Annotated in this window: 17 protein-coding genes; 11 read left to right on the top strand and 6 right to left on the bottom strand. The window is 71.1% G+C overall.

The features are described 5' to 3' along the window. The first annotated feature begins 177 nt into the window (after nucleotides 1–177). Both FD678_RS14815 and FD678_RS14810 read left to right on the top strand, forming a co-directional pair. Nucleotides 178–1074: a LysR family transcriptional regulator gene (locus FD678_RS14815; protein ID WP_140725225.1), complete on the top strand. Its 897-nt coding sequence runs from the start codon at nucleotides 178–180 to the stop codon at nucleotides 1072–1074. A gap of 56 nt (nucleotides 1075–1130) precedes the next feature. After that, nucleotides 1131–1802 carry a VOC family protein gene (locus FD678_RS14810; protein ID WP_140725222.1) on the top strand — a complete coding sequence of 224 codons (672 nt, stop codon included), beginning with the start codon at nucleotides 1131–1133 and terminating at the stop codon, nucleotides 1800–1802. A 179-nt stretch (nucleotides 1803–1981) separates the two neighbouring features. On the opposite strand, the gene FD678_RS14805 is transcribed toward FD678_RS14810, so the two are convergent. Continuing rightward, nucleotides 1982–2785 (bottom strand): TatD family hydrolase, encoded by an 804-nt coding sequence (locus FD678_RS14805; protein ID WP_140725219.1) that lies wholly within the window; start codon nucleotides 2783–2785, stop codon nucleotides 1982–1984. A 382-nt stretch (nucleotides 2786–3167) separates the two neighbouring features. Here FD678_RS14805 and FD678_RS14800 point away from each other — a divergent pair, with 382 nt between their 5' ends. From FD678_RS14800 to FD678_RS14780, 5 genes are all read left to right on the top strand, one after another. After that, the gene (locus FD678_RS14800) at nucleotides 3168–4478 is read left to right on the top strand and encodes an NCS2 family permease (RefSeq protein ID WP_140725216.1); all 1311 of its coding nucleotides are present in this window, start codon (nucleotides 3168–3170) and stop codon (nucleotides 4476–4478) included. A gap of 194 nt (nucleotides 4479–4672) precedes the next feature. Next, complete coding sequence (locus tag FD678_RS14795) at nucleotides 4673–5383, top strand: DUF4097 domain-containing protein (protein ID WP_140725212.1); 711 nt, start codon at nucleotides 4673–4675, stop codon at nucleotides 5381–5383. Between the two features lie 146 nt (nucleotides 5384–5529). Then, complete coding sequence (locus tag FD678_RS14790; protein ID WP_140725209.1) at nucleotides 5530–6318, top strand: APH(3') family aminoglycoside O-phosphotransferase; 789 nt, start codon at nucleotides 5530–5532, stop codon at nucleotides 6316–6318. A gap of 86 nt (nucleotides 6319–6404) precedes the next feature. Beyond that, nucleotides 6405–8918 carry an ATP-dependent helicase HrpB gene (gene hrpB, locus FD678_RS14785; RefSeq protein WP_140725206.1) on the top strand — a complete coding sequence of 838 codons (2514 nt, stop codon included), beginning with the start codon at nucleotides 6405–6407 and terminating at the stop codon, nucleotides 8916–8918. 133 nt (nucleotides 8919–9051) lie between these two features. Beyond that, on the top strand, nucleotides 9052–9459 hold the full coding sequence (locus tag FD678_RS14780; protein WP_140725203.1) for a hypothetical protein: 408 nt from the start codon (nucleotides 9052–9054) through the stop codon (nucleotides 9457–9459). 175 nt (nucleotides 9460–9634) lie between these two features. Here the strand turns inward: FD678_RS14780 and FD678_RS14775 are convergent, their stop codons facing one another. Both FD678_RS14775 and FD678_RS14770 read right to left on the bottom strand, forming a co-directional pair. Then, complete coding sequence (locus tag FD678_RS14775; RefSeq protein WP_140725200.1) at nucleotides 9635–10174, bottom strand: pseudouridine synthase; 540 nt, start codon at nucleotides 10172–10174, stop codon at nucleotides 9635–9637. Nucleotides 10175–10332: 158 nt separating this feature from the next. Further along, a complete protein-coding gene (locus tag FD678_RS14770; protein WP_140725196.1) occupies nucleotides 10333–11187 on the bottom strand; it encodes a class I SAM-dependent methyltransferase in 855 nt (284 codons plus the stop codon). Between the two features lie 178 nt (nucleotides 11188–11365). Here FD678_RS14770 and FD678_RS14765 point away from each other — a divergent pair, with 178 nt between their 5' ends. The 3 genes from FD678_RS14765 (at nucleotide 11366) to FD678_RS14755 (ending at nucleotide 13953) form a co-directional block, all read left to right on the top strand. Further along, nucleotides 11366–12328, top strand: coding sequence for an aldo/keto reductase (locus FD678_RS14765; protein ID WP_140725193.1), 963 nt, complete (start codon nucleotides 11366–11368; stop codon nucleotides 12326–12328). Nucleotides 12329–12465: 137 nt separating this feature from the next. Continuing rightward, nucleotides 12466–13509, top strand: coding sequence for an NADP-dependent oxidoreductase (locus tag FD678_RS14760; protein WP_140725188.1), 1044 nt, complete (start codon nucleotides 12466–12468; stop codon nucleotides 13507–13509). A gap of 141 nt (nucleotides 13510–13650) precedes the next feature. Further along, nucleotides 13651–13953: a hypothetical protein gene (locus FD678_RS14755; protein WP_140725185.1), complete on the top strand. Its 303-nt coding sequence runs from the start codon at nucleotides 13651–13653 to the stop codon at nucleotides 13951–13953. 37 nt (nucleotides 13954–13990) lie between these two features. Here FD678_RS14755 and FD678_RS14750 read toward each other — a convergent pair whose 3' ends face one another. After that, complete coding sequence (locus tag FD678_RS14750) at nucleotides 13991–14407, bottom strand: hypothetical protein (RefSeq protein WP_140725182.1); 417 nt, start codon at nucleotides 14405–14407, stop codon at nucleotides 13991–13993. 194 nt (nucleotides 14408–14601) lie between these two features. Here FD678_RS14750 and FD678_RS14745 point away from each other — a divergent pair, with 194 nt between their 5' ends. Continuing rightward, nucleotides 14602–15420, top strand: coding sequence for a DUF2884 family protein (locus FD678_RS14745; RefSeq protein WP_140725179.1), 819 nt, complete (start codon nucleotides 14602–14604; stop codon nucleotides 15418–15420). 21 nt (nucleotides 15421–15441) lie between these two features. Here FD678_RS14745 and FD678_RS14740 read toward each other — a convergent pair whose 3' ends face one another. Next, a complete protein-coding gene (locus FD678_RS14740; RefSeq protein ID WP_140725176.1) occupies nucleotides 15442–16149 on the bottom strand; it encodes an alpha/beta fold hydrolase in 708 nt (235 codons plus the stop codon). A gap of 220 nt (nucleotides 16150–16369) precedes the next feature. Continuing rightward, the gene (locus tag FD678_RS14735; RefSeq protein WP_140725172.1) at nucleotides 16370–17401 is read right to left on the bottom strand and encodes an alpha/beta hydrolase; all 1032 of its coding nucleotides are present in this window, start codon (nucleotides 17399–17401) and stop codon (nucleotides 16370–16372) included. Nucleotides 17402–17423 lie beyond the last annotated feature (22 nt).

Genomic DNA, 17423 nt, shown 5'->3' with positions numbered 1-17423 from the left:
GTGGCGGGTGCTGCCTGCATCGAAGGGGGTGGCAAAGCCCCTCTCCCTCCGGGAGAGGAGTTGGGATGAGGAGCCCTTCTCCCTGGGGACAAGGAACAGCCGGCGAAATTATTTTCCTCCTGAAACAATCTGTCCAATATATGATCCACGCAGTCCTCATACCCCGGGCATCTTGGGATGGAACTGCGCCACCTCCGGTACTTCCTGGCCGTCGCCGAGGAAGGCAATTTCACCCGCGCCGCCGCCCGCGTCGGGATCGCCCAGCCGCCGCTGAGCCAGCAGATCCAGGCGCTCGAGAAGGAACTGGGCACGCCGCTGTTCCGCCGTACCCACCAGGGCGCGGAGCTGAACGAGGCCGGCGAGGCGTTCCTGCTGGACGTGCGCCGGGTGCTGGCCGACGTCGATGCCGCGGTCGAATCGGTGCAGCGCGCCGCGCGCGGCGAGCGCGGGCGACTGCGCCTGGGTTTCACCGCCTCGGCGGCGTTCAACCCGGTGGTGCCCAAGCTGATCCGGCATTTCCAGCGCGCCTGGCCGCAGGTGACCATCGTGCTGCTGGAAACCAACACCGTCGGCTTGCTCAAGGCGATGGAGAGCGGCCAGCTCGATGCCGCCTTCATCCGCCCCAGCAGCCTGACCCCGGTCGGCCTGAATTTGCTGCACTTTCCCGACGAGCCGATGAAGATCGCGCTGCCGGCGGCGCACCGCCTGGCCGGGCGCGCGCGCCTGCCGCTGTCGGCGCTGGCGGGCGAGCCGTTCATCCTGTTCCCGCGCAGCTTCGGCCCCAGCCTGTACGACGAGATCGCGCAGGCCTGCCGGCTCGCCGGCTTCACCCTCCAGGTCAGCCAGGAGGCCCCGCAGATGGCCTCGATCTGCAACCTGGTCGCCGCCGAGCTGGGCGTGTCGGTGGTCCCGCAGGCGATGACCCACGTGCAGTTGCCGGGCGTGCGCTACATCGACATCCAGGGCCACGTGCCGCTGGCGCGGCTGGCGCTGGCCTCGCTGCCCGGCCGCGAGACCGTGGTGGTGCAGCACCTGACCCGGCTCGCCCGGTCGATGACGCGGGAAGCCTCTTGACCTCAACCAAGGTTGAGGTCGTGCAATAGGGCCCTCCTCTCCTCCGGACTGGCCCGATGCGCATCGTCTATCTGCAGCAGCCCACCCACGACCCCGCCGCCAGCGCGGCGTTCTATCGCGACGTGCTGCAGCTGCCGGTGGAAGGCACGCGCGTGCGCATCGGCTGGAGCGAGATCGAACTGGTCCCCGCCCAGGGCGTGGTCGGTTGCACGCACCTGGCGTTCAACGTCGCGCCGGACCGGTTCGAGGAAGCCGTCCGCTGGATCGGCGAGCGCGCGCCGATCCTGCAGGACATGCGCGGCACCTCGCGTTTCCCGCTCGCGCGCGGTTGGGACTCGGAATCGGTGTACTTCGCCGGCCCGGATTGCGCGGTGCTGGAACTGATCGCGCGCAAGCGCCTGCCGGCCCCGGCACCGGTGCATGGGCCCTTCCACGGCAGCGAGTTGCTGTGCGTCAGCGAGGTCGGCCTGCCGAGCGCCAACGTCACCGGGGTGACCCGCAGCGTCGGCAACCATTTCCGGATGCAGCCGCTGGAGGAACCGACGCCGGTGTTCGCGCCGCTCGGCGATCACGAAGGCTTGCTGATCGTGGTCGACCACGAACGCCGCTGGTTCCCGGAACAGAAGCGGCTGCCGTGGGCGCAGGGCGTACGGGTGCGCGTGCAGGGCCCGCCGCCCGGGCTGTGCCTGTACGACGCGCAGGGCTGGGAGCTGTGCTCGGTGGCCTAGACGGGCAATGGAATCCTGCGGGAGCAGCCTTTTTGCGGGAGCGGCTTCAGCCGCGACGGGGCTTTCCCATTGAACCCCTGCACAGGGATGCGCAGGCTGTTGCAGAGGGATCTGCACGCGGTAAAGCCTCATCGCGGCTGAAGCCGCTCCCACGAAAGCGGCTCCCGCAAGGTCTTCGCCTAGGCGGCAGGCGCTTGCGGTAGCCGGAAGAATCCACGCGCGGTGGCCGTGGTCGCCGCGGCCACCTGGGCCACGTCCTCGCCGCGGTCGCGCGCCAGTTCCTCGACGATGTGCGCCAGGAACATCGGCTCGTTGCGGCGGTCCTTGGGCATCGGCTTGAGCGTGCGCGGCAACAGGTAGGGCGCGTCGGTCTCGATCATCAGCCGCTCGGCCGGGACGTGCTTCACCAGCTCGCGCAGGTGCGCGCCGCGGCGCTCGTCGCACAGCCAGCCGGTGATGCCGATGTACCAGTCGCGGTCGAGGTAGTCGAACAGCTCGCGGCGCTCGCCGGTGAAGCAATGCACCACCGCCGGGCCGAGGCGGCCATCGAAGCCACGCATCATCGCGATGAAATCGTCGTGCGCGTCGCGCTGGTGCAGGAACAGAGGCTTTCCGTTCTCGCTGGCCAGCTGCAGCTGCCGCTCGAACGCCTTGCGCTGCGCCGGGCGCGGCGCGAAGTCGCGGAAGTAGTCCAGCCCGCACTCGCCGACCGCGACCACCTCCGGATGCGCGTGCAGCGCGCGCATCTCGGCGTCGCACTCGTCGGTGTACTCCACCGCGTGGTGCGGATGCACGCCGGCGGTGGCGAACAGGAACCCGGGATGGCGTTGCGCCAGTTGCAGGGCCAGCGGCGAATGCTCGCGGCTGGCGCCGGTGACGACCATCTGGACCACGCCGGCGTCGCGCGCGCGCTGCAGCACCGCCTCGCGGTCGCGGTCGAAGGAGTCGTGGGTGAGGTTGGCGCCGATATCGATCAGCTGCATGCGGCGGAAGGCGATTGCGTGGGGATCGCGGATTGTAGCGGTTCGTCGTCGCCCCGCTCTCCGGGCGACGTGGTTCGGCCGCCGGACGGAGCAGGAATCGCGATCGTCCAACGGCGCCGGCAAGGCACGCCGGGACTGAAGTCCCTCCCACGAGGCGCTTCACCCGGATGTCCGGACTGCATCGGGGACAATGGAGGCCCGCCCGTCCGTAGGCACGATCTCCCGCGTGCGCGCCGGTCCGTCGCAGCCGGCAGAATAGGCACGCGTCGTCCCGCAGGAAGCGGGTAGCCCCCTCCCCTGCGAGCCCAAGCATGAAACCGAGCCGTTCTCCGTATTTCCGCCCAAGCGCCCCGATCGCGCCGAACCCCCGCGGAACGACCCGATGATCGGCCGCTTCGACCTCGCCGGCGCGCGCACCACGGTGCGCACCGAATTGCTGGCCGGCACGACCACCTTCCTGACGATGTCCTACATCGTCTTCGTCAACCCGGACATCCTGGCCTCGACCGGCATGGACCGCGGCGCGGTCTTCGTCGCCACCTGCCTGGCGGCCGCGCTGGGCTCGGCGCTGATGGGCCTGCTCGCCAACTATCCGGTCGGCGCCGCGCCCGGCATGGGCCTCAACGCGTTCTTCGCGTTCACCGTGGTCGGCACGCTCGGCTACAGCTGGCAGCAGGCGCTGGGATTGGTGTTCGTGTCCGGCTGCCTGTTCGTGCTGCTGACGCTGACCGGCGCGCGGCGCTGGCTGGTGGATGGCATCCCGCCCGCCCTGCGCAGCGGTATCGCGGCCGGCATCGGGTTGTTCCTGGCCTTCATCGGCCTGCAGAAGGCGGGGCTGGTGGTCGCGCAGCCGGCCACGCTGGTGGCGCTGGGCGACCTGCACAGGCCCGAGCCGTTGCTGGCGCTGGCGGGATTGGGCCTGATCGCGATCCTCGACCTGCACCGCATCCGCGGTGCGATCCTGCTCGGCATCATCGCCGTCACCGTGGCCGCCGGCATGCTCGGGCTGGTGCACTGGCAGGGCCTGCTCGCATGGCCGCCGAGCCTGGCGCCGACCTTCCTCGAACTCGACCTGGCCGGCGCGCTGGGCGGCCACGGCAGCGGCTCGGCCATCGCGGCGGTCATGCACGTGGTGCTGGTGTTCGTGCTGGTGGAGGTGTTCGACGCCACCGGCACGCTGATGGGCGTGGCCAAGCGCGCCGGCCTGCTCGGCACGCCGGCGCTGCAGCGCCGCTTCAACCGGGCGCTGTTCGCCGACAGCGGCGCGATCCTCGCCGGCTCGCTGCTGGGCACGTCCAGCACCACCGCCTACATCGAGAGCGCCTCGGGCGTGCAGGCCGGCGGGCGCACCGGCCTGACCGCGCTGACCGTGGCCGCGCTGTTCCTGCTTGCGCTGCTGTTCTCGCCGCTGGCGGCGATGGTGCCTGCCTACGCCACCGCGCCGGCGCTGGTCTACGTGGCCGCCTCGATGCTGCGCGAACTGGTCGACGTGCGATGGGACGACCTGGGCGAATCGCTGCCGGCCGCCTTGTGCGCGCTGGCGATGCCGCTGACCTATTCGATCGCCGATGGCCTGGCGCTGGGCTTCCTCGCCTACGTCGCGCTCAAGCTGGGGGCCGGGCGCTGGCGCGAGGTGCATCCGGCCAGTTGGGTGATCACCGCGCTGTTCGTGCTGCGGCATGCGTTGCAGTGAGCGGTGCATTCCCGGGACTCCATCCACCACGAGCCGGGTGCGGCTCCGTCGGGACTGGAACCGTTCCCGCGAACAGCAACCGATCGGCCCAGTGACTTCAGGCAGGTGCCCCCTGCCGCCCCGGCATGGTCCCATCCTGTCCCGGCCCGCCTTCAAGCAACCCCGCCATCGTCCATCGCAGCAAGGAGATCCCCATGCGTGCTTCAAGATCGATTCTGTGGCTGGCCTTGCTGGCCGCCGCTCCCGCGTTGGCCCAGCAGGACCTGAGCAAGATCTCCGATGACGTGCAGGTAGCCCCCGGGCAGAAGTACGGCGGGCTGAGCACGGTGAGCGGCGACATCCACGTGGGCAGCAACGCCGGAGCCAGGAGTGTGCAGTCCGTCAGCGGCGACGTCACCGTCGACCGCGGCGCCAAGGTCGGCGACATCGCCACGACCAGCGGCGACCTGAAGTTGGCCGACGACGTCGAGACCGGGGAACTGAAGAACGTGAGCGGCCGCATCACCCTGGGGCGCGGCGCGGTGGTCGACGGCGGCGTGGACACGGTCAGCGGCAGCATCTTCGCCGACCGCGGCAGCAGGATCGAAGGCGATATCACCACGATCAGCGGCGCCGTCGGACTGGTGCAGGCCGAGGTCGCGGGCGACATCACCTTCGTCAGCAGCGACATCACCGTCGGCATCGGCTCGCACGTCAAGGGCCGCATCCACCTCAAGAAGCCGTTCCACAGCAATGTCCGGCGCCCGCCCCGCGTGGTGATCGGCCCCAATGCCGTGGTGGACGGCCCGCTCGAGTTCGAAATGCCGGTCAAGCTCTACGTGCACGGCAGCGCGAAGACCGGCCCGATCACGGGCGCCAGCGCCATCGCCTTCTCCACGCCCACGCCCACGCCGCCGAAGGACTGACGCGCCCGGCGCATCCGGACGCCACGACGAACCGGCGTGGTCCCGATGGCGCCCTTGCGCGCACGCCATCGCGTTCCGCCGGCCGAGCCGGGCGGGACGCGACCTGCGGAACGCATACTCCGCCCGCACCACCACGCCCGAAGTCCATGCACGACTCCTTGCCTGCCGCGATCCGGCAGGTCGTCGCCGGCGCGCCGCTGCTGCCGGATACGATCGGCGAATCGCCCTGTCGCGTGCATGCGTTCCGGCGCGGCCGCGAACGCTTCTTCCTGAAGATCTGCCCCGCCGTCCATGCGGCGACCACGTACAGCGTGCGGCGCGAGGCGCGCGTGCTGGACTGGCTCGCGGGCAAGCTGTCCGTTGCCGAGGTCGTGGCGGTGGCCGAGCACGAGGGCGAGGGCGAGGGCGAGGAATTCATGGTCACGCGCGCGGTGCCCGGCGTGCCCTTGTCCGCCCGCCTCCGCGCGGGCCTGCCGGTCACCGGCCTGTTCCGCGAAGCGCTGCGACAGCTGCAAGCCGTGCCGGTCTCGGACTGCCCGTTCGACTCGGGCGCCGCGATGCGGCTGCGCGAGCTGGACTACCTGCTGGCCCGCGACCTGATCGACCCCGACCACGACCTCTCGCAATGGCCAGGCCTGGACACGCCGCAGGCCCTGCTCGCGCACCTGCAGGCGCACCTGCCCGACGAGGATCCGGTGTTCTCGCACGGCGACCTGTGCGACAGCAACGTGTTCGTGGATGCGCACGACAGGCTGCACTTCATCGACCTCGGCCGCGGTGGCGTCGCCGATCGCTGGCTGGACGTCGCCTTCGCCCATCGCAACCTGCGCGAGGACGTCGGCGACGAGGCGGCACGGGCGTTGCTGGCCACGATCGGCGTTCCGGATCGGCCGGACAGGCGGCGCTTCTTCGAGCAACTCGACGAGCTGTTCTGAGCGGACGTCGCCTGCCGGCCCGCACCCGATCCCGGCGCGGCGGGAGATGGGCGCCGGAAGCGCGCAGCCCGTATCCTTCCCCGCGCATGAGCAGCCCCACGTTCCCGATTTCCCCGTTGCTGCCGGCCATCGCCGCCAGCCTGTCCGAGCATCCGCGCCTGGTGCTGGAAGCACCGCCTGGCGCCGGCAAGACCACGCAGGTGCCGCTGGCGCTGCTCGACGCGCCGTGGCTCGCCGGCCGCAGGATCGTGATGCTGGAACCGCGCCGCGTGGCCGCCCGCAGCGCCGCCGGCTTCATGGCGCGCCAGCTCGGGGAGCAGCCCGGCCAGACCGTGGGCTATCGCATCCGCTTCGAGAACAAGGTGTCCGCGCAGACCCGCATCGAGGTCGTCACCGAAGGCATCCTGACCCGGATGATCCAGGACGATCCCCTGCTGGAAGGCGTCGGCGCACTGCTGTTCGACGAGTTCCACGAACGCCACCTGGCCGGCGACCTCGGTTTGGCGCTGGCGCTGGACGTACAGGCGCAACTGCGCGACGACCTACGCATCGTGGCGATGTCGGCCACGCTCGACGGCGAGCGGCTGGCGCAGTTCCTCGACGCGCCGCGGCTCACCAGCGAAGGCCGCGGCTTCCCGGTCGAGATCGCGCATTTCCCCGCACGCCGCGACGAGTCGATGGAAGCGCAGGCGCGCCGCGCGATCGAGCATGCGCTGGCGGCGCATCCGGGCGACCTCCTGGTGTTCCTGCCTGGCCAGCGCGAGATCGCCCGGCTCCAGGCGGCCCTGGATGCCGCGTCCCTGTCGCAGGCGGGCGCAGGCATCGAGGTGCTGCCGCTGCACGGCGAACTCCCCGTCGAACAGCAGGCGCGCGTGCTGCAGCCCGATCCCGGCGGCCGCCGCCGCGTGGTGCTCGCCACCAACGTCGCCGAATCCTCGGTCACCTTGCCCGGCGTGCGCGTGGTGATCGACAGCGGCCTGGCGCGCGAGCCGCACTACGATCCCAACAGCGGCTTCTCGCGCCTGGACGTGACGACGATCGCGCAGGCTTCCGCCGACCAGCGCGCGGGGCGCGCCGGGCGCGTCGCCGAAGGCTGGGCCTACCGGTTGTGGCCGCAGTCGCAGCGCCTGGAAGCCCAGCGCCGGCCCGAGATCGCGCAGGTCGAGCTGGCCGGGCTGGCGCTGGAGCTGGCCGCCTGGGGCAGCGACGCGCTGCGTTTCGCCGACCCGCCACCGGCCGGCGCGCTGGCCGCCGCGCGCGAGTTGCTGCAACGCCTGGGTGCGCTGTCCGGCGGCAACGCGATCACCACGCCGGGCCGGCGCATGCTCGCGCTGGGTACCCATCCACGCCTGGCCGCGATGCTGCTCGCCGCGCAGGGAGCGCGCGAACAGGCGCTGGCGTGCGACCTGGCGGCGCTGCTGGAAGCGCGCGATCCGCTGCGCCAGGGCGGCGATGCGCTGGCGGCCCGCTGGCGCGCACTGGCCGCGTTCCGCGCCGGCCGTGCCCCGCACGATGCCAGCCGCAGCGCCCTGGCCGCGATCGACGCGGCGGCCCGGCAATGGCGCCGGCGGCTGCGCTGCGAGGCGACGCCGCCCGGCGAGATCGACGCCCATGAACTCGGCGACCTGCTCGCCCACGCCTTTCCCGACCGCATCGCCGCGCGCCATCCCGCCGATCCGCTGCGCTATCTGCTCGCCAACGGCCGCAGCGCACGCCTGTTCGATACCAGCGACCTGCGCGGCGAACCCTGGCTGGTCGCCAGCGAACTGCGCTACGAGGCGCGCGATGCCCTGCTGCTGCGCGCCGCCCCGGTCGACGAAGCGCGCCTGCGCCGCGACTTCGCCGAGCGCTTCGTGCAGCAGGACGTGGTGCGCTGGGACGCGGACAAGCGCGCGCTCGTGGCGCGGCGAGAATCGAGCTTCGACCGCATCGTGCTCGACAGCCGCCCGGCCGGGAAGGTCGATCCCCGGCATGCCGCGCAAGCGCTGGCCGGAGCGGTGCGCGAGCTCGGCCTGGATGCGCTGCCGTGGACCGAATCGCTGCGGCAGTGGCGCGCGCGCGTGCAGTCGCTGCGCGCCTGGATGCCGGAACTGGGCCTGCCCGATTACGGCGACGAAGCCCTGCTCGCCACGCTGGAGGACTGGCTGGCGCCCGCCTTCGCCGGCAAGACGCGGCTGGACGCGCTCGACGAAGCCGAGCTCGGCGAAGCGCTGAAGACGCCGCTGCCGTGGGACCGCCGCCAGTGGGTCGAGCGCCATGCGCCGGCCCGCATCGAAGTGCCGTCCGGCATGGAGCGCCCCATCGTCTATGCCCTCGACCATGCCGGCGAACCGCAGCCGCCGGTGCTGGCGGTCAAGCTGCAGGAGCTGTTCGGCCTGGCCGACACCCCGCGCATCGCCGATGGCCGCGTGCCGCTGCTGCTGCACCTGCTCTCGCCGGGCGGCAAGCCGTTGCAGGTCACCCGCGACCTGCGCAATTTCTGGGATACCACCTATGCGGAGGTGAAGAAGGAGATGAAGGGGAGGTATCCGAAGCATCCTTGGCCCGACGACCCCTGGACCGCCACTGCCACCCATCGCGCGAAGCCCCGCGGGACGTGATCCTGTCCCGCCCGTGGCACGGCGAACTCAGCGGGCTTCTTCTGTGCGCCCGATACGCCCAGCGCCGCCTAACGTCCCGTACACGCATCCCGTCGGACACTGTTCGTCCAGCCCACGAAAAGGATGACTCCCCATGAGCAAGTTGACCGTGATCACCGACCGTGCCCTGGAGCGGGCGCTGGAACTGGCCAGCAGCGCCGGCGACGGCCTCAAGCATGCCGGCAGCAGCCTGCGCCATGCCGCCCCGCATGCCAGCGAATGGCTGAAGACCGGCGCGGCGATCGGCGCGGTCAAGACCGGCGGCCGCGTCGCCGGCAAGTTCGTGCGGCGCAATCCCGCCATCGCCGTGGCTGCGGCGGTCGCCGGCGTCGGCTTGATCGGCTATGCGCTGTACCGCAAGCGCAAGCAACGCGAGCAGGAGCAAGGCGTGATCGAAGGCAGCGCCGAACGCCTCAACGGCAATGCCGGCAACACCTCCGCACGGCGCGCCGCGCGCGCCAACCGCCGCTTCGCCACCACCCCGACCGACGGCGCCGAGTGATCCCGCCCGTCCGCCTTCTCGTATCCCTTGGTGGAGCCATCCCTCTCCCGAGGGCGGGAAAGCGCCGTTTGCTCGCCATCGGCGCGTAGCGGGATCGCGGGGATGCGACCGAGAATTCGCGGCGATTCCCGCCGGCGACGGTTCGCCTCTGCCGGCGCCATTCCTGCTTCCGCGATCAACCGATCCGCCGCCACTCCCCGGGTGCCAGTCCATCCAGCCGGTGGCCGCCGATCGCCACGCGTACCAGCCGCAACGTCGGCAGCCCCACCGCCGCGGTCATTCGCCGCACCTGCCGGTTGCGGCCCTCGCGCAAGGTGATCTGCAGCCATGCATCCGGCACCGACTTGCGGTAGCGCACCGGCGGATCCCGCGGCCACAGCGCCGGGGCCGTCTCCAGCAGTTCCGCGCCGGCCGGCAGCGTCGGCCCGTCGTTGAGCCGCACGCCGCGCCGCAACTGCGCCAACTGCTCCTCGCGCGGCGCGCCTTCCACCTGCACCCAGTACGTCTTGCGCTCCTTGTGGCGCGGGTCGGTCAGCCGCGACGCCAGCCGGCCGTCGTCGGTGAGCAACAGCAGCCCTTCGCTGTCGTAGTCCAGGCGGCCTGCCGCGTACACGTCCGGCGGCAGGCCGAACTCGGCCAGCGTGCGTCGCGGCGGATCGCTGCGGTCGGTGAACTGGCAGAGCACGTTGAAGGGCTTGTTGAGGGCGATGAGCATGGTGTCGGACTCGGGACTCGCAACGACCAGCAGCCCGTTCGCGGTCCGCTGGCCGTGGGAGGGCGGGGCTTGCCGCGCGTCGTCCCGCGGAAGCGAAAAGCGCGTTCCGGCGATCGGGTGCTTCCGCTTCCGCGGGACGACGAGGTTTCCGCGATTCGTCAGCGCTTGACGAACTTCAGCGTCATCCGGTCGCTTTCGCCGATGGCCTTGTACTTGGCATCGTCGGCGGGTTCGTGGTTGTTGCTCGGCGGCAGCGTCCACACGCCGTTGGGATGGTCCTTGGTGTCGCGCGGATTGGCGTTGACCTCGCTCTTGCCGGCCAGCTCGAAGCCGGCCGCCTCGGCCATCGCGATCACCTGGGCCTGGCCGACGTAGCCGCTCTTGTCGTCGGCCGGCACGTCGCCCTTGGCGCGATGTTCCACCACGCCGAGCACGCCGCCCGGCTTGAGCACCTTGTAGAAGCCCTTGAACATGCCCTCGGCTTGCCCGGCCATGCGCCAGTTGTGCACGTTGCGGAACGTCAGCACCACGTCGGCGGAGCCGTCCGGGCCGAACACCGGCGCATCCGGCGCGTAGGCGACCACGGTGGCCTTGCCGTACAGCTCGGGCTGCGCGGCGAACTTCTTCTCCAACTGGTCGCGCCCGCGCTGCTGGTAGTCGCGGCCCCTGCCTTCCGGCACCGCCTGCGGGTCGACCACCGCGGCGACGTAGCGGCCGCGCTCGCGCAGGTAGGGCGCGAGGATCTCCGAATACCAACCGGCGCCTGGCGTGATCTCGATGACGGTCTGGTCCGGCTCCAGGCCGAAGAAGGCCAGCGTCTGCCCGGGATGGCGGTATGCGTCGCGCCGGACGTTGGCCGGATCGCGCCATGCGCCGTCGATCGCCGCCTGCAGTCCCGCATCCGGCGCCGGCAACGTCGCCGTGTCGGCGGGCTTGATCGCAGAAGCGACCGGCACCGCCGCAAGCATGCCCAGCGCGAGCAGGCAAGCGCCCGCGAAATGATGTTGTCTCATGACGCTCTCCCTCCGCGAATTCGAGTGCGGCGAGCCTAGCACGCCGTGCCGCGCGTGCCGATGCGTTCAAAAACCGTTAGCGCGACGCCGCATGCGAAACACTGAATCCGTGCCGGTGTCACACGCGGCGGCGGCATGCGTGACTATGCTTGGCGTTCTGTTCAACAGGAGCGCCCCCATGACCCAGCTGCGCGAACTCGGCCGTTCCGGCCTGAAGGTTGCACCGATCGCATTCGGCGGCAACGTGTTCGGCTGGAGCGCCGACGAGAAGACATCGTTCGAACTGCTCGATGCCTTCGTCGACGCCGGCTTCAACCTCGTCGACACCGCCGACGTCTATTCGGCCTGGGTGCCCGGCAACCATGGCGGCGAGTCGGAAACGATCATCGGCAAGTGGCTCAAGCGCAGCGGCAAGCGCGACAGGATCGTGATCGCGACCAAGGTCGCCAAGTGGAGCGAGCATCCGGGCCTGTCCGCCGAGAACATCGCCGCGGCGGTGGACGATTCGCTCAGGCGCCTGCAGACCGACGTGATCGACCTCTACCAGGCGCACGAGGACGACGAGTCCACGCCGCTGGAAGCCACGCTGGCCGCGTTCGGCCGCCTGGTCGAGGCGGGCAAGGTGCGCGCGATCGGCGCCTCCAACTACGATGCCCGGCGCCTGCGCGACGCGCTGGAGGTCTCGCGCCAGTTCAAGTTGCCCCGCTACGAGACGCTGCAGCCGGAATACAACCTCTACGACCGCGCCGGCTACGAGGCCGCGCTGGAACCGCTGGTGCGCGAGCAGGGCCTCGGCGTGATCGGCTACTACTCGCTGGCCAGCGGGTTCCTCACCGGCAAGTACCGCAGCGCCGCGGACGCGGCCAAGAGCAGCGCGCGCGGCGCCTCGGTGGTGAAGCAGTACCTCAATCCGCGCGGCATCCGCATCCTGGCCGCGCTCGACGACATCGCCGCCAAGCACTCTGCCACGCCCGCGCAGGCCGCCCTCGCATGGCTGATCGCGCGCCCGTCGGTCACCGCGCCCATCGCCAGCGCCACCTCGGTGGAGCAATTGCGCGACATCCTCAAGGCGGCATCGCTGGAGCTGTCCGCCGACGACGTCGCGCAACTGGACGCGGCCAGCGCCGAGGACGTGGCGTGACATCCGCGGCGCCGCGCGGCGATTCCTCGCCTTGGCGCGGCCGCCGGGCGCAAGGGCCGTAGCGCGAGCGCGCATGCGGCTTCGCCGATGCCGCCGGCCATCGCCCCTCGTTCCCCTCCGCACGCAAGAACGCCCCCATGCCCGCCTCCCCGATCGTCAACCGCCGCATCGTGCTCGCCGCGCGCCCGCAGGGCGAGCCGACCGCCGCGAACTTCCGCCTGGAAGAAGTTCCCTTGCCGCTGCCTGGTCCCGGCCAGGTGCTGCTGCGCAACCGCATTCTCTCCCTGGACCCGTACATGCGCGGACGCATGGACGAAGGCCGCTCCTACGCGCCGCCGGTCGCGTTGGGCGAGGTGATGGAAGGCCGCACCGTGGCCGAAGTGCTCGAATCGCACCATCCGGGCTTTGCGCGCGGCGACTGGGTGTTCGCGCCGGCCGGCGGGTGGCAGACCCACGCGATCGTCGATGGCGGCACACTCAACCGCAAGCTCGATCCAAACGGCCAGCCGCCGCCGAGCACGGCGCTCGGCGTGCATGGCATGCCCGGCTTCACCGCCTATGCCGGCCTGCGCGAGATCGGCCGGCCGCAAGCCGGCGAGACGCTGGTGGTCGCCGCCGCCAGCGGTCCGGTCGGCGCCACCGTGGCGCAACTGGCGAAGCTGCAGGGGCTGCGCGTGGTCGCCATCGCCGGCGGCCCGGAAAAGGTGCGCTACCTGCGCGAGGAACTGCAGGTGGACGCAGCGCTGGACCATCGCTCCGGCGATTTCGCCGAGCGGTTGCGCGCGGCCGTGCCCGACGGCATCGACGTGTACTTCGAGAACGTCGGCGGCAAGGTGTTCGATGCCGTGCTGCCCCTGCTCAACGATTTCGCGCGCATTCCGGTATGCGGCACCATCGCCACCTACAACAACGCGCGCGGCGAGGTCCGCCCCGGGCCGGACCGGCTGCCCGACTTCCTCAGCCAGATACTCCGCCAGCGCCTGACCGTGCGCGGCTTCATTCAGCGCGACTTCGTCCGCCTGTATCCGGAATTCCTGCGCGAGATGGGCCAATGGCTGCGCGAAGGCAGGATCCGCTATCGCGAGGACGTGGTCGAAGGGCTGGAGAACGCGCCGCAAGGCCTGATCGGCCTGTTGCGCGGCGACAACTTCGGCAAGCGGCTGGTACGCCTGGACGATTGAGCGACCGAGGCGCCGCCCGCGCCCGGGAGGTGGCCGCCAAGCGGCGATCCGGCGCCGGCGCCGCGCGCCCTCTTGGCGCTTCCGTCGCCGGGATGCTACGTTGTCGGAACAGGGGCGTGGCGCTACTGCGGGAGTTCCGCCATGCAGACCGTTTCCGCTTTCTCGTGTCCCATCATCGATGTCCAGGCCGAGCTGAGTTATTGGCAGGCCGTGCATGCCGGCGGGCATCTGGGCCGCTACGACTTCTCCGACTACGCGACGCTGCTCAAGCTGGGCTACGACGTCTACCTGGCGCACCCGCACGCGAGCGAACTGCAGCTGTACCGGATACTGCGCAAGACCTACCGGAGCCGGCACCCCATGTCGCCGGTGCCCTGGGAGCAGGCCCGCGGGCTGGTGCGGCATGCCTGGCGCCACATGGAGCAGTCGGCGCGTGAGCGTTGAACGACGGAGGGGAAACGCGGGGGAACGGGCAGGCGGCTCAATGCCAGCCGTCGAGCACGGCCTGGCGTTCGATGCGGTGCTTGCCGGCCAGCGCACGCATGCCCTGCAAGGTCGCGGCGACCAGGCTGGCATAGCGCAGCCGCCACAGCCGGGCGCGATCGTCGGCATCGCCAGCCTGGCCGAGGCCATCCAGCACCTGCGGCAGGCGCCGGTCCGCCAGCGCGCCGCGCGCCATGAAGGGTTGCTCGGGCTCGAACACGTCCACCGGCGCGTGCCAGGTATCGGCCACGCGCTCGGCGATGCCCGCCAGGTGGGACAGCTGGTGCATGCCGATCAAGGTCTCGTGCAGCATCTCGCGGCAGGCCCACTGCCATAGCGCCACCTTGCGGGCCAGTTCGCCTGGATCGATCTCGTTCAATGCGAGATCCACCTTTTCGATGCGGGGGTCGAGCATGACCGGACTCCGATGCTGCTATGCAGCAAGAATCCCGCGCGCGCCGTTAGGCGGGCGTGATCCCGCGTCGCGGCGGGGTCTAGGCGGCCGCGTCCGGGCGGCCCGTCCGCGACCGGCGTCATCCTGACTTCCCTCACATGCCGCGTCCGTGGCGACCCTCCATGCTGGCGCCACGCCACAAGGAGGTCTCCGCCATGTCCCCCGTCCTTCGTTCGCTGCTGCCGCTGCTGCTGGCCGTGCCGCTGTCCGTCCAGGCGGGCGAGAGCCGCCCGCAGCTGTCGTCCCGGCAATGCGGCTTCAGCACCTCCTACGACGTGCTGGCCGATACCGGCGGCATCTGGCTGCATCGCAAGCAGGGCGAGCCGCAGGAGATCTTCTTCCACGACGGCCGCCTGAGCGTGGACCAGCAGGTCCGGCAGGTCAGCGAGGCCGATGCGCAGCGCCTGCGGCAGCTGGAAGCCGGCGCCCGGGCGCTGATGCCGGCCGTCGCCGACATCGCGCGCGAGACGGTGGACATCGTGTTCGATGCGTTCGCGGGCGTGGTCGAGGCCATGACCGGCAGCAAGCGCAAGGCGCGCGCGCTGGACGACTATCGCGAACGTGCGCTGGCGCAGATCGACGGCTCGCTCGGCAAGGGACGCTGGGACCAGGAGGTGTTCGACGAACGCTTCGAGGCCAACATCGAGCAGGCCGCCGATGCGATGGCCGGCAGCGTCGTCCGCAGCGCGCTGTTCGCGGTGTTCACCGGCGGTGCCGACCGGCTGGAGCGACGCAGCGAAGCCATGGAAAAAGCGCTGGACCAGCGCATGGAAGCCCGCAGCCGCTCGCTCGAAGCCAGGGCGCGGACACTGTGCGGGCAGGTCGAGGCGCTGCATGCGCTGCAACAGTCGCTGGAATTCCGCCTCGACGGGCAACCGCTGCACCTGCTCGACCTGGAAGCCGGGCATGAAGCCGGCAGCTACAGCGCGGCGCTCGGCGGCGCCGCCGGGAGCGCGTTGCGCGCTGCGAGGTGAGCGCAGTCCCGCCCGGCCCACTCAGCGCAGCAGCCAGGCCCGCATCGCCGCCGCCACCGCCTGCGGTTGTTCCAGCGGGGACAGGTGGCCGCAGGCGGGCAGTTCGACCAGTTGCGCCTCCGGCATCAGGGCCGCCATCTCGCGCGACAGCGGCGGCGGCGTGATCGCGTCGTTCTGGCCGCACAGCACCAGCGCCGGCCGCGCGAACGCGGCGAGCAGGTCGCGGCCATCGTCGCGCCGCAGGCGGCTCTGGCGCAGGAACACGTCCGCGCCCAGGCGGCGGGTCATCGCCTGCACGCGCTGCAGCAGCGCGCCGTCGCCGTGGCGCGAGGGATCGACGTAGCTGCGCATCAGCCGCTCGCCGAAACCGACGAAGGTGCCGGGCGCGGAAAGGCCGCGTTCCTGCTCGCGCCGCTGGGCCGCGCGCTGCGGCGAGTCCGGGCGCGCGGAAGTGTCGAGCAAGGCGAGCCGGTCGACGCGTTCCGGCGCCAGCCGCAGCACTTCCTGGGCGACGTAGCCGCCCAGCGAGAAGCCGGCCAATGCGAACGACCCGGTTTGCGGCATCTGCGCGAGCACCTGTTCGGCCAGCACGCGCATCGAATCGCCGCGGGTGAGGTCGCCGACCACGCAGTCGGCGATGTCGGACAGGGCCTCGACCTGCTCCTGCCAGAGATCGGCATCGTTGAGCAGGCCGGGCAGCAGCAGCAGCGGCGAACGCGGGCGGGTCACGGAGCGGGGGCGGCCCCGGCCGTCGAGGGAAGCGTGGTCATGGCGGCATTGTGCCGGCGGGCGCGTCGCGCGGTCACGCCCGTCGATGGAACTGTGCAGGCGGACCCGCGCGCTTGCGGCCCCGCGGCATCCTGCATGGCCGCGGACGCGACGAAGCCACCGCGGGCTTCCCGGGCGGCTTCGTCGCGTCCGGCACCGCAAGGGCGGTGCGGACCGGCGGTCACGGCTGGGCCAGGTGCTGCTTCAGTTCGTTGCCGGCCTGGCGCAGCGCGGTGCGCACGCTGGGCACGTCGCTGAGCGCGTTGAGCAGGCCGTAGTCGTGGATCAGGCCGTTGTAGCGCGTCACGGTCACCTCCACGCCGGCCTCGTCCAGCTTGCGGCCGTAGGCCTCGCCCTCGTCGCGCAGCACGTCCAGCTCGGCGGTCTGGATCAGCGCCGGCGGCAGGCCCGCGAGCTGCTCCTTGCTGGCCCGCAGCGGCGAGGCGTAGATCTCCGCGCGCTGCTTCGGGTCGGTGGTGTAGGCATCCCAGAACCACTTCATCATGTTGCGCGTCAGGAAATGGCCGTTCTCGAACTGGTCGTAGGACGCGGTATCGAAAGCGGCGTCGGTGACCGGCCAGAACAGCACCTGGTAGCGGATCCTGGGCGTGCCGGCCGCCTTGGCCTGCAGCGCCACCGAGGCCACCATGTTGCCGCCGACGCTGTTGCCGGCCAGGGCCAGGCGGGAGCCGTCCACGCCGATTTCCGCGCCGTGCTCGGCCACCCACTTGGTGGCGGCGTAGGCCTGGTGGATCGCCACCGGATAGTGCGCTTCCGGCGACGGCGTGTAGTCCACGTACACCGCCGCTGCGCCGGACTCGTTCACCAGGTCGCGGATGAAGCGCTCATGGGTCGGGTAGTCGCCCAGCACCCAGCCGCCGCCATGGAAGAACATGAACACTGGCAGGGTCTTGCCCGCGCTGCCTTGCGGCTTGACCACGACCAGGCCGATGCGCTGGCCGTCGGCCTCGATGGTCTTGCGCGAGACCTCGGCCGGCGGCAGCTTGGCGCCGGCCTGGGCATCGGTCAGCACCTGGCGCGCCTGCTGCGGGCTCAGTTGCTCGATCGGGGTACCGCCGCTGGCGTTCAAGGCATCGAGGAACGACTGGACCTTAGCCAAGGCATGGGGCGCCGGGGCCGGCTGGGCCGCGACCGCGTTGCCGGCGGCCGCGGCGATCGCGCCGGCGGCCAGGATCTTGCTGAGGGTGTTCATGTGGGTGCTCCTTGGGCGATGG

Source organism: Pseudomonas sp. Hp2 (assembly GCF_006386585.1).
GTDB classification, from domain to species: domain Bacteria; phylum Pseudomonadota; class Gammaproteobacteria; order Xanthomonadales; family Xanthomonadaceae; genus Pseudomonas_S; species Pseudomonas_S boreopolis.
The sequence above is the reverse complement of the archived record's forward strand: the minus strand, read 5'-3'. Positions and strand labels throughout refer to the sequence as shown.

Excerpts from the sequence above, each read along its gene's own strand:
- FD678_RS14745 (WP_140725179.1), top strand. The coding sequence starts at position 14,602 with ATGTCCCCCGTCCTTCGTTCGCTGCTGCCGCTGCTGCTGGCCGTGCCG.
- FD678_RS14770 (WP_140725196.1), bottom strand. The coding sequence starts at position 11,187 with ATGAGACAACATCATTTCGCGGGCGCTTGCCTGCTCGCGCTGGGCATG.
- FD678_RS14735 (WP_140725172.1), bottom strand. The coding sequence starts at position 17,401 with ATGAACACCCTCAGCAAGATCCTGGCCGCCGGCGCGATCGCCGCGGCC.
- FD678_RS14790 (WP_140725209.1), top strand. The coding sequence starts at position 5,530 with ATGCACGACTCCTTGCCTGCCGCGATCCGGCAGGTCGTCGCCGGCGCG.
- FD678_RS14780 (WP_140725203.1), top strand. The coding sequence starts at position 9,052 with ATGAGCAAGTTGACCGTGATCACCGACCGTGCCCTGGAGCGGGCGCTG.
- FD678_RS14765 (WP_140725193.1), top strand. The coding sequence starts at position 11,366 with ATGACCCAGCTGCGCGAACTCGGCCGTTCCGGCCTGAAGGTTGCACCG.
- FD678_RS14760 (WP_140725188.1), top strand. The coding sequence starts at position 12,466 with ATGCCCGCCTCCCCGATCGTCAACCGCCGCATCGTGCTCGCCGCGCGC.
- FD678_RS14755 (WP_140725185.1), top strand. The coding sequence starts at position 13,651 with ATGCAGACCGTTTCCGCTTTCTCGTGTCCCATCATCGATGTCCAGGCC.
- FD678_RS14750 (WP_140725182.1), bottom strand. The coding sequence starts at position 14,407 with ATGCTCGACCCCCGCATCGAAAAGGTGGATCTCGCATTGAACGAGATC.
- FD678_RS14775 (WP_140725200.1), bottom strand. The coding sequence starts at position 10,174 with ATGCTCATCGCCCTCAACAAGCCCTTCAACGTGCTCTGCCAGTTCACC.
- FD678_RS14810 (WP_140725222.1), top strand. The coding sequence starts at position 1,131 with ATGCGCATCGTCTATCTGCAGCAGCCCACCCACGACCCCGCCGCCAGC.
- hrpB (WP_140725206.1), top strand. The coding sequence starts at position 6,405 with ATGAGCAGCCCCACGTTCCCGATTTCCCCGTTGCTGCCGGCCATCGCC.
- FD678_RS14795 (WP_140725212.1), top strand. The coding sequence starts at position 4,673 with ATGCGTGCTTCAAGATCGATTCTGTGGCTGGCCTTGCTGGCCGCCGCT.
- FD678_RS14800 (WP_140725216.1), top strand. The coding sequence starts at position 3,168 with ATGATCGGCCGCTTCGACCTCGCCGGCGCGCGCACCACGGTGCGCACC.
- FD678_RS14805 (WP_140725219.1), bottom strand. The coding sequence starts at position 2,785 with ATGCAGCTGATCGATATCGGCGCCAACCTCACCCACGACTCCTTCGAC.
- FD678_RS14815 (WP_140725225.1), top strand. The coding sequence starts at position 178 with ATGGAACTGCGCCACCTCCGGTACTTCCTGGCCGTCGCCGAGGAAGGC.